Annotated in this window: 10 protein-coding genes; 6 read left to right on the top strand and 4 right to left on the bottom strand. The window is 70.0% G+C overall.

Features of this window, described 5'->3' with window-relative positions; genetic code table 11:
* Nucleotides 1-24 precede the first annotated feature (24 nt).
* Nucleotides 25-1,401 (bottom strand): cystathionine beta-synthase, encoded by a 1,377-nt coding sequence (locus tag Pla163_RS18200; RefSeq protein ID WP_419186502.1) that lies wholly within the window; start codon nt 1,399-1,401, stop codon nt 25-27.
* Between the two features lie 208 nt (nt 1,402-1,609).
* On the opposite strand from Pla163_RS18200, the gene rnhC reads away from it, so the two are divergent.
* From rnhC to Pla163_RS18185, 3 genes are all read left to right on the top strand, one after another.
* Nucleotides 1,610-2,566 (top strand): ribonuclease HIII, encoded by a 957-nt coding sequence (rnhC, locus tag Pla163_RS18195; protein ID WP_419186121.1) that lies wholly within the window; start codon nt 1,610-1,612, stop codon nt 2,564-2,566.
* Nucleotides 2,567-2,671: 105 nt separating this feature from the next.
* The gene (locus Pla163_RS18190; RefSeq protein ID WP_145192083.1) at nt 2,672-4,378 is read left to right on the top strand and encodes a M48 family metalloprotease; all 1,707 of its coding nucleotides are present in this window, start codon (nt 2,672-2,674) and stop codon (nt 4,376-4,378) included.
* A 297-nt stretch (nt 4,379-4,675) separates the two neighbouring features.
* Complete coding sequence (locus tag Pla163_RS18185) at nt 4,676-7,132, top strand: hypothetical protein (protein WP_145192080.1); 2,457 nt, start codon at nt 4,676-4,678, stop codon at nt 7,130-7,132.
* A gap of 103 nt (nt 7,133-7,235) precedes the next feature.
* Here the strand turns inward: Pla163_RS18185 and Pla163_RS18180 are convergent, their stop codons facing one another.
* Both Pla163_RS18180 and Pla163_RS18175 read right to left on the bottom strand, forming a co-directional pair.
* Nucleotides 7,236-7,730 (bottom strand): MgtC/SapB family protein, encoded by a 495-nt coding sequence (locus Pla163_RS18180; RefSeq protein WP_145192076.1) that lies wholly within the window; start codon nt 7,728-7,730, stop codon nt 7,236-7,238.
* Nucleotides 7,731-7,741: 11 nt separating this feature from the next.
* Nucleotides 7,742-8,215: a flavin reductase family protein gene (locus Pla163_RS18175; protein ID WP_145192073.1), complete on the bottom strand. Its 474-nt coding sequence runs from the start codon at nt 8,213-8,215 to the stop codon at nt 7,742-7,744.
* Between the two features lie 254 nt (nt 8,216-8,469).
* Here Pla163_RS18175 and gyrA point away from each other — a divergent pair, with 254 nt between their 5' ends.
* The 3 genes from gyrA to murJ all read left to right on the top strand — a co-directional run bounded on the left by gyrA (nt 8,470) and on the right by murJ (nt 13,512).
* Entirely contained in the window at nt 8,470-11,097 is a 2,628-nt protein-coding gene (gene gyrA / locus Pla163_RS18170) for a DNA gyrase subunit A (RefSeq protein WP_419186120.1), read from the top strand.
* A 4-nt stretch (nt 11,098-11,101) separates the two neighbouring features.
* Nucleotides 11,102-11,551 carry a GatB/YqeY domain-containing protein gene (locus Pla163_RS18165; RefSeq protein WP_145192070.1) on the top strand — a complete coding sequence of 150 codons (450 nt, stop codon included), beginning with the start codon at nt 11,102-11,104 and terminating at the stop codon, nt 11,549-11,551.
* 332 nt (nt 11,552-11,883) lie between these two features.
* Nucleotides 11,884-13,512 carry a murein biosynthesis integral membrane protein MurJ gene (gene murJ, locus Pla163_RS18160; RefSeq protein ID WP_145192067.1) on the top strand — a complete coding sequence of 543 codons (1,629 nt, stop codon included), beginning with the start codon at nt 11,884-11,886 and terminating at the stop codon, nt 13,510-13,512.
* 199 nt (nt 13,513-13,711) lie between these two features.
* Here the strand turns inward: murJ and Pla163_RS18155 are convergent, their stop codons facing one another.
* Nucleotides 13,712-14,287, bottom strand: coding sequence for a hypothetical protein (locus Pla163_RS18155; protein WP_145192064.1), 576 nt, complete (start codon nt 14,285-14,287; stop codon nt 13,712-13,714).
* Between the last annotated feature and the right edge of the window lie 50 nt (nt 14,288-14,337).

Below are 14,337 nucleotides of genomic sequence, written 5' to 3'. Positions count from 1 at the left end.
CGCCCGAGCCGCGCGCTCTTCCGATCAGGAGGCCGTGACCTCTTCCCGCGCCCCGTCCATCGTGTGCGTCAGGAAGTCGACCAGGTCCATCTTCGTGATCAGGCCCTGCACGTTGCCCTTGGCGTTCAGCACGATCGCCGCCAGGTCGTTGGCGAACAGCTCGCGCAGGCTGCCGGCGTCGGCCGACATGCCGACCGTCTGCACGTTGCGGAACATGACCTCGGCCACCGCGCTCGACAGGGAGGCGCGCCCTTCGACCAGCTTGCCGAGCAGGTCCGACTCGGTGACGATGCCGACCAGCGTGCCGTCGTCGACGATCGGCACCTGGCTGATGCCCTTCTCCTTCATCAGCATCACGGCGTCGGCCAGCGTGTGCGACGACGAGGCCGTCACCAGCTGGCGGTTGGGCAGACGCTGCAGCACGTCGCCGACGGTGGACGTCTCCCAGGTCGACTCGGTGAAGCCGTTCTCGCGCATCCAGGCGTCGTCCATGAACTTCGTCATGTAGTTGCGGACGCTGTCGGGAAGGATCGTGACGATGCGCTTGTCCGGGCCGAACTCCTTGGCGGCCTGCAGCGCACCCCACACGGCGGAACCGCAGGAACCACCGCACAGAAGCCCTTCCTGGCGGATCAGACGCCGCGCCATGAGGAAGGAGTCGTGGTCGTTCGACTTGTACCAGTGGTCGACGATGCCCTGGTCGAGCACGTCCGGGATGAAGTCGTAGCCGATGCCCTCGACCTTGTACGAGCCGATGGGGCCCGGACCAGCGAGGATCGAGCCCTGCGGGTCGACGCCGACGATCGTGATGCCGGGCACCGCTTCCTTCAGGCGCTTCGCCGTGCCGGTCAGCGTGCCGCCGGTGCCGGCCGTCGCGACGAAGATGTCGATCTTGCCGCCGGTCTGCGCGAGGATCTCCTCGGCCGTGCCCTCGTAGTGCGCGAGCGGGTTGTCCTCGTTGCCGTACTGATCGAGGATGTGGCTGTTCGGCAGGATCTTCTGCAGTTGCTTGGCCACGCCGATGTGACTCTCGGGCGCGTCCCAGGCCGCTTCGGTGGGCGTGCGGATGATCTCGGCACCCAGGGCCTCGAGCACCACCTGCTTCTCGCGGCTCATCTTCTGCGGCATCGTGATGACCATCCGGTAGCCGCGCACCGCGGCCGCCATCGCCATGCCGATGCCGGTGTTGCCGGAGGTCGGCTCGATCAGAGTGTCGCCGGGCTTGATGCGTCCCGTGCGCTCGGCTTCGAGCACCATCCGCGCGCCGATGCGGTCCTTGACCGATCCGCCGGGGTTCATGAACTCGCACTTGACGAGGATCTCGCAGCCGCTGTTCTGGGCGACGCGGTTGAGGCGGACGAGCGGCGTGCTGCCGATGGCGTCGAGGATGGAGTCGTAGATCTGGGCCACGGTGCGGATGGGCTGGGCGACGGAGCGGTGCGCCGGCCGAGTTCGGCTGGACGCGTTGAGCTGGACGATGCGAACGGGGCCGACGACCGGTCGGTGGACGCCCGCGCTCGCGAGTGACGTGGGTCGGTCCCGCGTCGGCCGACGATTGTAGGGCCGAGCGCGGCGGCGTCTCGCTCGTCGGCTGGTTACGTTGTCGCCCGTGACGCAACGCACCCTCGTTCTCAAGCTCGACCGCACCCGCGCGGACGCCCTCCACGCGCGCCTCGAGGGTGCGCCGTTCGAGTGGCGCCAGCCGCCGCACAGCCGTTTCCAGGTCCGCGGGGACGGGGTCGTGGCGACGCTCTACACGTCCGGGAAGCTGGTGGTCCAGGGCAAGGGCGTCGACAGCTTCGAGCTGCTCTACCTGGACGGCGCCGGAGCGGGCGCGGCGGCGAGCAGCGGCACCGACCGATCCGGGTCCGCCGATGGCGCGGCGTCCTCGACCAAGAAGCCGCCCGCGGCCTCCGAACGCGCCGGTTCGACCTCGTTCGACGCCGCGCGTACGACGGTGGGCTCGGACGAGGCGGGCAAGGGCGACTACCTCGGCCCGCTCGTGGTCGCGGCGGTGCGGCTCACGCCGGAGCAGGCGCGCGGGCTGGCCGAGGCGGGCGTCGCCGACGGCAAGCAGCTGAACGACACCACGATCCGCAAGCTCGGTCCGGCGATCGAAGCCACCTGTCAGACCGCGATCGTGTGCCTCGATCCACCGCGCTACAACGACCTGCGCGACGCGACCGGCAACCTCAACATCTTGCTCGCCGACGCTCACGCCGAGGCGATCCGCGCGCTGGTCGAGAAGGACGACCTGATTGTCGTCGACCAGTTCGGACCCGAGCGTCTGATGGAGAAGGCGCTCGCGGGCGCACCGGGCGAGTTGACCCAGCGTCCGCGCGCGGAGGAGATCGCCGCGGTCGCCGCCGCCAGCGTGGTGGCGCGCTGCACCTTCCTCGAGGCCATGGACCGCCTGTCCGAGGAGTACGCGGTCGACCTGGCGAAGGGCGGCGGGGCACCCGCCGATCGCGCGGCGCGCGCGTTCGTGCGACTGCACGGCCGCGACGCGCTGGGGAAGGTGGCCAAGCTGCACTTCAAGAACACGAGCAAGCTCGGGCGCGGCTGAACGCCTGCGACCTCGGCGCGCGCGGCCGCAGTTCGCCACCGAGCTCGCGACCGACCTCCCGTTCGCGCACCCAGCGCCGCGATCGACCCCCCCTCCCGACCCAGCGTGATCGTCCTCGTCCACCTCCTCGGCGCTCTGTTCGTCACCGCGCTCGCCGAGTCGGGCGCAAGGCTCGATCTGTTGCCGACGTGGACCGCGCTGCTGTGGCCGCTGGGCGTGTACCTGGTCGTCGCGCGCCTGCGTCGTCGTGCGGCACGGGGTGTGGCCCAGCGCCTCGGACCGCGTCTCGTCATGTGGTGGCCGATCCTGTGCCAGGCCGCGGCGGTCGGTCTGTCCGACTGGTTGGCCGTGGGAACGACGGACGCGCCCGGACTCGAGGGGGCCTCGGTGTTCGCCTGGCCCAGCTGGTCGCTGTTCGCGCTGCTCGCGCCCTTCGCGCTGGGTTCCCTGGCCACTTCGGACGCGCTGTTCGGGCTGCGCCACGCCGGGACGCCCGTGTCCTGGCGGGCGGATCGCACGACGCGCGCGAGCGAGCGTTCGGCGGCCCTCGGTCGCGCGGCGCGTTCGATCGTGGCGGTCCTCGCTCCGCTCGCGTTGTTCGTGGCCGTGTCGACGCCGCTGCGCCACCACCCGGACCTGCGCGCCTACGTGGAGGAGGTCGGCGCGCTCGAGATCCTCTGGACGCTCGCCGTCGGCCTGGCGTTCGCGGCGCTGTTGCCGCGCCTGTTCGCCGTCGCGTTGGGGCTCGTGCCGATCGGCCGCGCGCGCGGCGAGTCGCCCGCTGCGAAGCGCTTGGCCGAGGTCTTCGACCGCGTGGCCGAGCGCGTCGGGTTCCGCGGTCGCGGCCCGCTGCTGTGGCGCACCGGCGGGGACGAGATCAACGCGGCCGTGGTCGGATTCGTCGCCGCACACCGCTACGTGCTCGTGACCGACGGCATCGTCGCCGGCCTGCGCGAGCCCCAGGCCGAGGCGCTGTTCGGCCACGAGATGGGGCACGCCGCGCGCCGCCACCCGGCCCTGTTCGCGCAGTTCAGCCTGGCCCTGCTCGCGCCCGCGGTCGTGCTGCCCGAGTTGATCGGCGGCGACGGGTGGATCGTCGAGTGGGTCGTGCCGCTGGGGCTCGCGCTCGTCTGGTTCCTCGGCTTCGGCTGGCTGTCGCGACGGGCCGAGCTCGAAGCCGACCTGGTCGCGGTCGAGTGCGCGGGCGGCGCGCGGCCCCTGATCGAGCTCCTGCGGCGCACGGCGTCGAGTCGCACGTGGCGTCGCAACGGCTGGCGCCACTTCTCTCCGGCCCAGCGCGCCCTCTTCGCGCGCTCGGCCGAGCGGCACACCGAGGTCGGGCTGCGGCTCGAGCGGACCCTCGCCCGCGCGCGCGCCGCGGCCCGGATCGGAACGCTGGTCGCGCTGCTCGCCCTGCTGGTGTCGACGGTGCGCGGCTGGGAGACCGATCGCGCGCGCCTCGCCCTGCGGCACGGCGACTACGCGGCCGCCGCCCACTGGGCGTCCGAGGCGGCTCGGGGCGACGGGTTGGCCGAGTTGGCACGAGTTGGATCGACGGTCGAGCGCTCCGTGGACGCCGGGCCGGGCGGACCCGGCGAGCTCGGGGACGGGGCCCGGGGACCAGCACCCAGTGGAGCGGAGTTGATCGAGGCGGCCGCCAGCGCGCTCGACGCGAACGACACGGTGCGGGCGGGGCTCCTGCTCGAGCTGGCGCGCTTCCGTCGGGGAGGTGGGCTCGACGAACGCGGCCGAGCGGTCGAGGACCGACTGTGGAACGCGCGCGCCGGACTCCCACCGGATGGGGCCCAATGAATCGCGGCTCGGGCCGTAGGACGCCAATCAAGGGCTGGTTCGCGTCGTTGGGGCAGGCTCGCCGACCCACACGGCAGCTCGCACGAAGCCTCGACGGCCGCCGCGCCCGCCGATCCGCACCTGCGGACCGCAGCATCGGCCGGCACCCGTAGACTGGGCGCCCCCCCTTGCAGGACCGGACGGACCGAGAAGACCGACCGGCCACCCACGTCCCACCTCGCATGCCGCCACGTCCTGGTGGCTCCCACCGACGGCAGCGCCCACGGGCGCCGACCGCTCCGTGACCCCTCAGCCTTCATGAAGAGCCTGTTCCTCGGCGTCTCCCTGTTCGCCGCGTTGCCCCTCGTCCAGTCCGCCGCTCCCGCCGCGGAGGCCAGTGCCCCGGCCGCCTCGACCTCGGTCGCGGTCGCCGCCCCGACCGTCCACTTCGACGCGCTCGAGGACGCCCTGGCCGCGGTCCGGCGCGACCCGAGCGACCCGGAGGTGCAAGCCGCCGCCGCCCACGCCGCGAAGGAGGCCGAGCAGAAGGACCGCGCCCTGTTCCACGCGCGCCTGGCCGTGATCGCGACGAAGGGCGACCGTTCGTTCAAGAAGTTGGTCTCCGAGATGGAGACCATCGTCACCGAGCTCGACCCCTTCGGACTGGAGGGCGACGAAGCCTTCAACGAGTACCTGCGCCAGCTGCTCGTGATGGGCGACGCCGCGCGGAACCGCAAGCTCTGGGCGAACGCGGTGGATCTCTACTCGCGCGCGGAAGGCACGCCGCTCGACGAAGAGGCGCAGAAGTCGCTCGACAAGATCTACTCGAAGGCGGAGGCCGGCGAAGCGCTGATGAAGTCGGGCCTCGACGTGCCCGTCGTCGGCGGCAAGAACCGCAAGTCGGCCAAGTGGATCGCCGACTTCGACGAGAAGTACAGCGAGTGGGACAAGGCCCTCAAGAACAAGGCGCTCGACGTCAAGGGCTACAAGATCCGCACGAACATGGGCTACGAGGTCGGTCAACAGATCGGTTTCGCGTTGACGCAGATCAACCTCTACCTGCGCACGCTCTACCGCCACAAGGAGTCGGGCCAGAAGCTGCGCGACTGCGAGATCAACGTCTACAAGTCGTTCCAGGACTTCAACGAGGCGGAGTACGACGGCAAGAACACTCCGAACATCGGCGGATTCTTCATGCCGGGCGAGAACCGCATCTCGACCTATGACCAGCGCACGGTCGGGCGTTCGATGGACGATCTGTGGGAGACGCTGTTCCACGAGGTCTCGCACCAGTTCAGTCAGGACGTCTCGAAGACGCTGCAGCCGGTCTGGGTCGAAGAGGGCATCGCCTGCTTCATGGAGGGCACCGTGCTGCTCCCCAACGGCGCGGTCATCCCGAACCAGATCGCCGAGAGCCGACTCGAGGCGCTGATCTCGATGTTCGACTCGGGCTACGACCCGATCCGCGACGTCATCACGTACTACGCGCCCGGTAGCTACAGCGGTGCGTTCTACCCCTGGGGCTGGGGCCTCGTGTACTTCATCCGCAACTACGAGAACGAGAACTCCGAGCGGATCTACATCGAGTACTTCGACGAGTTCGTCGGCGAGTACAAGGGCGAGGCGCAGCACGACGTGTGGGAGCGCTTCGTCGAGTACTTCGTCGAGAAGCCGGGCGTCGAGGGCATCGACAACTTCCAGGCCTGGTACCAGCAGTGGCGGAGCTGGATCCGCGAGCTGAACGACCTGCACTTCGGCGGTCCCGAGCAGGCCGACAAGCTGATCGAGAAGGCGCGCAAGCAGGTCGCGAACGGCAAGCACGACTACGCCGTCGAGACCTACGTCTGGGCTCTGCGCAAGCGCCCCGGCGATCCGGTCGCGATGCTCGGGCTGGCCGAGGCCTGTCTCGAGACCGAGCGCGAGGACACCGCGATGTACTACTTCCGCGAGCTCCTCGAGTGGTGCGGGATGCAGTCGTCGGACGACGCGGCGGTGCCGAACGCCGGCATGAAGGTCTCGGAGCTGCGCACGTTCGCTCGCGACGAGATGGGCAAGCTCAACCGCAGCCTGGCGGAGGACATGGTCGACAAGACCCGCGCCTTCGAGGACCAGGTCATGGAACTCGCCGGTCGCTACGTCGCCGAGGGCCTTCCGCTCGCGGCGGCCCTCTTCGTCCAGCGCGGCCAGGCCCTCGCCGGCCGCAGCCACCGGCTGAGCGACATGGCCGCCAAGCTGCGCGGCGAGCACCAGGCGGATCCGCGCATCGAGCGCACGCTGGTCGTGGACGACGACCTTTCGCGCTGGGAGGCCTTCGACGCGCGCCTGTGGCGCAAGGGCGCGGGCGAGACGCTCGTCTCCAAGCCCTCCCAGGCCGCGGCGATCATCTCGTACCTCGACGCGCCGTCCAGCCAGAGCTACCGCTTCGAAGCCACGCTCAGCCTGACCGGCGAGAGCAACTTCCCGGTCTTCGGGATGTTCTACGGCGAGCGCGTCGGACGCAGCCGGCAGATCGGCTACATCCCCTTCGAGGGCCTGTGCGAGTTCCGCCTCAAGGGCGAGGAGCCGCAGATCAGCGAGGAGATCCGCCAGGTGTTCATCACCGCCGGTGAGAAGCTCCAGATCGCGATCCAGGTCGAGGGCAACCAGGTCGAGTACTTCATCGACGGCGAGTCGGTGCTCACCAAGAGCTACCCCGACAGCGATCTGAAGGGCCGCGTCGGCTTCTTCGCCTGGAACACGGAGATCACCGTGTCCGACATGAAGTTGACCTACTGACGGCCGGGCACTCAGCACCGGGCGACCGGTGCGCGACACGAGAGCGGGCGCGTGCTCCCCGAGCGGGGGGCGCGCGCCCGTTCGCCGTCGCGGGCTCGGCGGATCAGACGTCGTCGTCGCGCTCGTCCGGCTCCGCGCGACCGGCCAGTCCGTGCAGCCAGCGCAGGGTCGCGAACGTCGTGAGGCTCAACAGGAGCGCGATGTCGAGGCGCCCGAAGGCGACCGTGGCGCCGATCGCACCGGTCGTCCAGATGCTGGCGGCGGTCGCGGTGCCCTGGACGCGGTCGGACGACTTCACGATCGCTCCTCCGCCGACGAAGCCGATGCCCGTGATCAGGCCTTGGACGACGCGCGCCTGCGCCTGGGTGTCCGCACCGAACGCGTAGATGCTCCTCACGACGTAGGCGCAGGACGAGACGGCCACGAGCGGAAACGTCCGCAGCCCGGCCGAGCGGCCCGCGCGTTCGCGATCCCACCCCACCGGCAGGGCCAGGAGGAACGCCACGGCGAGCAGCAGCCCGTTGGTGGCGAAGGTCTCGAGGTCGAACTGCAGGTTGGGCAGGAACTCCCCCGGGACGATCTGTGCGGTGGTGGCCATCGCGCCCGTCCTCAATAGCTGAGCCCGTTCTTGCGCAGGTGGACGCTGGGGTCGCCGCTGCGTTGCAGTTCACCCGCCAACGCCTGGCCGAAGACGACCACGTGGTCGCCCGCGTCGAACTCGCCGATCACGCGACAGGCGAACCAGGCCAGTGCGTCGTCGAGGACCACCGGACCGTGTTCCGTCGCGCGGTGCGGCAGGACGTCGAAGGGCGTCCGGCCCTCGGGCACCTTGCCGAAGAACGGCGGCATGGCGTGCTTGCACTCGGGGTCGAGCACCGAGACCGCGAAGTGCCCGCTCGCGCGGATGGCGGCCAGGTGATCGCGCCCCTGGGCCACCGCCACGGCGATCGTCGGCGGGGCGAGACCGACCTGCTGGACGAACGAGCCGAGGAAGCCGATCGGCCCGCTCTCGGCCTGGCAGGTCACCACGAACAGGCCGGACGGAATGCGCCCGAGAGCTTGGGCGAGGGGCGGGTGGGACATGGGTTCGAGGACGGGAGCGGAAGAGGGCGGAGTGGCCGTGGGAGCGCGTTCGAGCCGCAGGGGCGCGGCGCTGGGCCGAGCGTCGGTACGCGGTCGCGCGAGCCATCCGAAACTGCGGCCCGAGACTCACTTGGAGGCCACGAGGAGCGCGTTCGCGGCTGGCTTCGAGCGCGCGGAATCGCGATACTACACGGCTTGATCCACGGGGCCGAAACGCCCCGCGGACCCACCTCCCGATTGCCTGCGCCACGTCCATGACCGAGACCGGATCCGAGCCGCCGCCGATGAACATCGGACGCGTCGAGCCCCGCCTGATCGAGCGCGAGATGAGCGAGTCGTACCTGACGTACGCACTCAGTGTCATCCACAGCCGCGCGCTCCCCGACGTCCGCGACGGCCTCAAACCGTCCCAGCGCCGGATCCTGGTCGCGATGAACGACCTGCGCCTGCGGCCGAACTCCAAGTACCGCAAGTGCGCGAACATCGCCGGCACGACGTCCGGTGACTACCACCCGCACGGCGAGTCGGTGATCTACCCGACGCTCGTCCGCATGGCGCAGAAGTTCTCGCTGCGTTACCCGCTGGTCGACGGGCAGGGCAACTTCGGTTCGATCGACGGGGACCCGCCGGCCGCCATGCGATACACGGAGGCGCGCATGAACGGCGAGGCCACCGAGATGATGGCGGACCTCGACAAGGAGACGGTCGACTACCAGCCCAACTACGACGAGCGTCTCGACGAGCCGTCGGTGCTGCCGGGCCGCTTCCCGCAGCTGCTCTGCAACGGTTCGGACGGCATCGCGGTCGGCATGGCGACGAGTCTGCCGCCGCACAACCTGCGCGAGGTCTGTGGTGCGATCCGCGCGGTGCTGGCCGACGCGACGATCGACGCGAACGAGCTGTGCAAGATCGTCACCGGTCCGGACTTCCCGACCGGCGGCATCATCATGGGCCGGCGCGGGATCCACCAGGCGTACACGACAGGTCGCGGCCGTTCGATCGTGCGTTCGCGCTACCACGTCGAGGAGGCGCGCGGCCGCAGCGGCAAGGAACAGCTCGTCTTCACCGAGATTCCCTACCAGGTCCGCAAGATCGGCATCATCGACAAGATCGTCGAAGTCGTGAAGGACGGCCGGATCACCGGCATCTCCGACGTGCGCGACGAGTCGGACCGCGACGGCATTCGACTGATCGTCGAGCTGAAGAAGAACGAGGACCCCGAGGTCATCGTCAAGCAGCTGTTCCAGTTCACGCCGCTGCAGACGACGCTCTCGATCATCAACCTGTCGATCGTCGACGGGCAGCCGCGCACGCTGAGTCTGCGCGGAATGGTCGACGCGTACATCCGCCACCGCAAGGACGTCCTGCGGCGCCGGACGCGCTTCCTGCTGCGCAAGGCCGAAGAGCGCAAGCACATCGTCGAAGGCCTGCGGATCGCGGTCCAGAACATCGACGAGGTCATTCGCATCATCCGCGCCAGCAAGGACACGGACGAGGCGAAGGGCGCGTTGATGGCGGCGTTCGCGCTGTCGCTGGCCCAGTCCCAGGCGATCGTCGACATGCGCCTCGGCCGCCTGACCGGACTCGAGCGCGACAAGCTCGAGGCCGAGTACGAGGCGCTGTTGGCGGAGATCGCCGACCTGGAGGACATCCTGCGGCGCGACGAACGCGTGGTCGCGATGATCCTCGAGGACCTCGACGACCTCGAGGCCAAGTACGGAGACGACCGCCGCACCGAGATCAGCGCCGAAGAGGTGGACGGCTCCTTCGACATCGAAGAGCTGATCACCGAGGAGATGATGGTCGTGACCTTCTCGCGCGACGGCTACGTCAAGCGCACGGGTCTCGACACCTACCGCGCTCAAGGGCGCGGCGGCCGCGGCGTCAAGGGCTCCGAGTCGAAGGAGGGCGACGCGATCCGCTCGCTGTTCATCGCGGGCACGCACGACTACGTGCTGTGCTTCTCGAACCTCGGCAAGGTGTACTGGCTCAAGGTCTACCAGTTGCCGGAAGGAGGTCGCACGAGCAAGGGCCGCGCGATCCGCAACCTGCTCGAGCTGGCGGCCGGCGAGGTCATCCACAGCGTGCTGCGCGTGCAGTCCTTCGACACCGAGCGCGTGGTCGTGTTCGCGACGAAGAAGGGCACGGTCAAGAAGACCGCGCTCGAGGCCTACTCGCGCCCGAAGAAGACCGGTATTCGCGCCATCGCCCTCGAGGAGGAGGACGAGGTCGTGTCCGTCGCGCTGGCCCAACCCGGCGACACGGTCCTGATCGGTTCGGCCCAGGGGCGCGCGGTGCGCTTCGACGAGCAGGCGGCACGGACGATGGGGCGCGTGTCCCGCGGCGTGCGTGGCATGCGGCTCAAGCCGGACGACGAAGTGGTCTCGATGATCGTGCTGCCGAGCGACGCCGACCAGACCGGAGTGACGCTCGTCACGGCCTGTCTGAACGGCTACGGCAAGCGCACCCTGGCGGCCGACTACCCGATCAAGGGTCGCGGCAACCAGGGCGTCATCAACATCAAGGTGACGGAGCGCAACGGCCCGGTGGTCGCTCTGCGCTCGGTGGTCGACGGCGACGACCTGATGTTCATCAGCCAGAGCGGGATGATCGTGCGGACCGCGGTCGACGAGATGCGTCCGATGGGGCGCAACACGCAAGGCGTGCGTCTCGTCAACCTGAAGAGCGACGACGCGCTGGTCGGCATCGAAGCCGTGAGCGCCGAGGACCTCGAGCTGGAGGCCCGCAACAACAGTGGCGAGGGCGAGGCCACGGAGCCGGGCACCGACGCGACCACCGATCCGATCGTCGCCCAGGCCGCAGCCGAAGCGGTCGAGGACGAAGTGGACACGGACACCGATTCCGACGGCGACGAGGACTGATCCGATGACGACCCTGCGTGAACGCCTGGACGCCGACGTGAAGGACGCCATGCGCGCGAAGGACGCGCTGCGTCGCGACGTGCTGCGGATGACGATCGCCGAGATCAAGAACCGCGACATCGAGCTCGTCGGCAAGGAGCTGACCGAGGACGACGTGCTGGCGGTGGTCCAGAAGGCGGTCAAGCGGCGCGAGGAGGCGGCTGCGCTCTACGACGACGGCGGCCGCCCCGAGCTCGCCGCCAAGGAGCGCAACGAGGCCGAGGTCCTGGTCGGCTACCTGCCGACGCTCATGTCCGAGGACGAGACGCGCGCCGCGGTGACCGCGTTGGCCGCCGAGCTCGGACTGACCGAGAAGAAGCAGATGGGCCAACTGATGAAGGCCGTGAAGGAGCGCTTCGGCGGTCAGGTGGACGGCAAGCTGGCGAGCCAGGCGGCGGGCGGCGTGCTCAGCTGATCGGTACGGTGTCAGGCACGAAACTGCCACCTGCCGCCGGCGACGCTGCGAATCGCAACGTCTCGGCGCGGCAGGTGGCAGTTTCGTGCCTGACACCGTACCGATCAGCGACCCCGCCCAGCAGCCGCCGCTCGTACGAGGACGGAGGCGACGACGAGGGACTCGCGTGCTCTCGGGACGTGGTCCTCGACGATCCCGACCTCGTGCGGCGGTAGATTGGCGGTACGGCGTCAGGCACGCATCTGCCACCTGCCGCCGATGACGCTGCGATTCGCAGCGTCTCGGTGCAGCAGGTGGCAGATGCGTGCCTGACGCCGTACCGCCAATCCACCATGCCCACAGGCCCCCCGACCAGCGACCACGTCGTCACGCGCCACGGCGGCCTGCTGCGGCGCACCGTGCTCGTGTCGGGCATGACGCTCGCGAGCCGCATCCTCGGCTTCGTGCGCGAGGTGCTCTCGGCGATGCTGTTCGGCGCCGCGTCGCCCATCTACGACGCGTTCCTCACAGCCTGGCGCATCCCGAACCTGATGCGGCGGTTCTTCGGCGAAGGAGCGCTGTCGACGTCGCTGCAGACCGAGTTGACCGACGCGGACGCGCGGCGCGGTGACGGGGCCGGCGCCGAGCTGTTCACCGCGACGCTGCGTCTGACGACCTACGTCCTGATCGGCGTGTGCCTCGTGCTGGCCGGGTCGCTCGAGATCCTGCGCGTGCCGCTGATCGAGAGCGCCCTGCTCGGCGAACCGGATGGCGCGCGCGCGGCCATCGAGTTGACCCAGCGCATGCTGCCGTTCGTGCTGCTGATCTGTCTGGCGGCCCTGTGCGCGGGTGCTCTGCAGGTGCGCGGCCACTTCGTCGCGCCCGCGATCGCACCCGTGGCGATGAACGTGGTCTGGATCGCGGCACTGGTCGTGATGATCGCGTCGAACGACGCCGAACAGAGTGCGGCGCGCGACCTCGACCTCGTGCGCTGGCTGGCATGGGTCGTGCTCCTGTCCGGCTTCGTGCAGCTCGCGGTGCAGTGGCCGGCGGTGCGGCGCGTGGGTCTGCTCGCCCGTCCGGTCTTCCGCCCCTTCGCACCGCTACCGGCCGGTGCCTGGAGCGTGTTGCGCACCGCGGCGCCGCTCGCGCTCGGCGCCGCCGTCTACCAGATCAACGTGATGATCGACGGGCTGATGGCCGAGAGCCTGTTGCCCGACGGCGGCCCGACGACGCACTACTACGCCAACCGCATCCAGCAGTTCCCCCTGGCGCTGATCGCGATCGCGGCCACGTCGTCGGTCTTCCCGAAACTCAAGGCCTTCGCCTCGGTCGGCCGCGACGGCGAACTGCGCGACCTGCACGACCGCGCCCAGATCGGCGTGGCGTTCCTCGCGCTGCCGGCCTGCGCGGGCCTGTTCGTCCTGGCCGAACCGATCTCGATCGCGCTGTTCCGCCACGGCGAGTTCAGCCTCGCCGGTGCCGAGCGCATGGGGAGCGCGCTGTCGATGCTGTCGATCGCTCTCTTGCCCGCGGGCGCCGTCGGCCTGATCAGCCGCGTGTACTACGCCAAGGGCGACTTCAAGACGCCGGTGCGCGTGTCGATCGCGATGCTGTTCCTGAACACCGGACTCAACCTCGTGTTCGTGTTGGGCGCGAAGATGGATGTGGACGGGCTCGCGCTCGCGACGGCGATCACCAGCTGGGGCAATGCGCTGGTCCTGTGGCCCGGACTGGCGTCGAGGCTCGCCCTGCCGGTCACGCGTCCCGACCTCCTGCCCCGACTCGCGCGCATCGCCATCGCGTCGGCAGCGTGCGGTGCGAGCGCGTTCGGCGTCCTGCGCGCGCTGGACGGCGTCGCCGCCGCTTGGGTCGTGGTCGCCGGATCGGCCGCTGGTGCCATCGCGTATTTCACCGTCGCGGCGGCTCTGGGCGTGGACGAGGCGCGTCGGACGCTGGCGCGCGTGTCGGGTCGCCGCTGATCGCGCGGACCCGCTCGATCCGCGATCTCCTGCCCGATGGCGATCGACCTCGACGACGTGGCGTAGGCGACCATGGGCATCGGTGGCGAGACCGCCTGGTGGCCGCACCGACGGCGGTGGTTCCCGTTCGGCGTGTTGCTGATCGCGATCGGACCGCGGGCGGTCACTACCGGTCGTAGCGACCGCGCGCGGCGGAGCGCTACTTCGACCCGGGCGTGGTGACGAGACGCTCGGTCGCGCCCACGTCGACGTGCACCGCGCGGCGGCGGTCGTCGTGCTGGAACGTCACGACCAGGTCGCCGGCGGGCACGCAGACCCGTTCGGGTCGACCGGGGCGCAGCGTCATACCGACGACCGGCACGTCGCGATAGCGCACCGAGACGCGCGTCGTCGTCGAACCCGTGTTCTCGAGATCGAGCCACGCACCGGGTTCCGAGAGCGCGATGGGCCGCGCCTCGTCGCTCGGGCCGAACTCGGCGAAGCACACGATCTCGCCCGCGTCGGTAGCGGCCACGAGGGTGACCGGCCAGCTGATCAGTGGGAGCACGAACGTGCCGTCGCGCAGCGTGCCGACCGAGGTGGAACCGGTCTCGGTCACGGCGCGCACGCGGCCCTTCAGGGGCTGGCCGTCGGCGCCCAGCAGCTGGCCGCGCACTTCGTTGCCGGAGATCGGGCGCGTTTCGGCCGCGCGCAGGTACACGGACTCCTTCGGCGTCGAAGAGCAGCTGGCGGCGAGGGCGGCGAGGAAGCAGGCGACGGAGATCTTGGTGTGCATGGCGACGTCTGGGCCTGGTTCGGTGGACGAGCGAGTCGAGGCCGCGCGGC

The sequence above is a fragment of the Rohdeia mirabilis genome (genome assembly GCA_007750655.1).
GTDB lineage: Bacteria > Planctomycetota > UBA1135 > UBA1135.
This window is presented reverse-complemented; position numbering and strand designations above follow the sequence as displayed.

Excerpts from the sequence above, each read along its gene's own strand:
- Pla163_RS18180 (WP_145192076.1), bottom strand. The coding sequence starts at position 7,730 with ATGGCCACCACCGCACAGATCGTCCCGGGGGAGTTCCTGCCCAACCTG.
- Pla163_RS18155 (WP_145192064.1), bottom strand. The coding sequence starts at position 14,287 with ATGCACACCAAGATCTCCGTCGCCTGCTTCCTCGCCGCCCTCGCCGCC.
- gyrA (WP_419186120.1), top strand. The coding sequence starts at position 8,470 with ATGACCGAGACCGGATCCGAGCCGCCGCCGATGAACATCGGACGCGTC.
- Pla163_RS18165 (WP_145192070.1), top strand. The coding sequence starts at position 11,102 with ATGACGACCCTGCGTGAACGCCTGGACGCCGACGTGAAGGACGCCATG.
- murJ (WP_145192067.1), top strand. The coding sequence starts at position 11,884 with ATGCCCACAGGCCCCCCGACCAGCGACCACGTCGTCACGCGCCACGGC.
- Pla163_RS18185 (WP_145192080.1), top strand. The coding sequence starts at position 4,676 with ATGAAGAGCCTGTTCCTCGGCGTCTCCCTGTTCGCCGCGTTGCCCCTC.
- Pla163_RS18175 (WP_145192073.1), bottom strand. The coding sequence starts at position 8,215 with ATGTCCCACCCGCCCCTCGCCCAAGCTCTCGGGCGCATTCCGTCCGGC.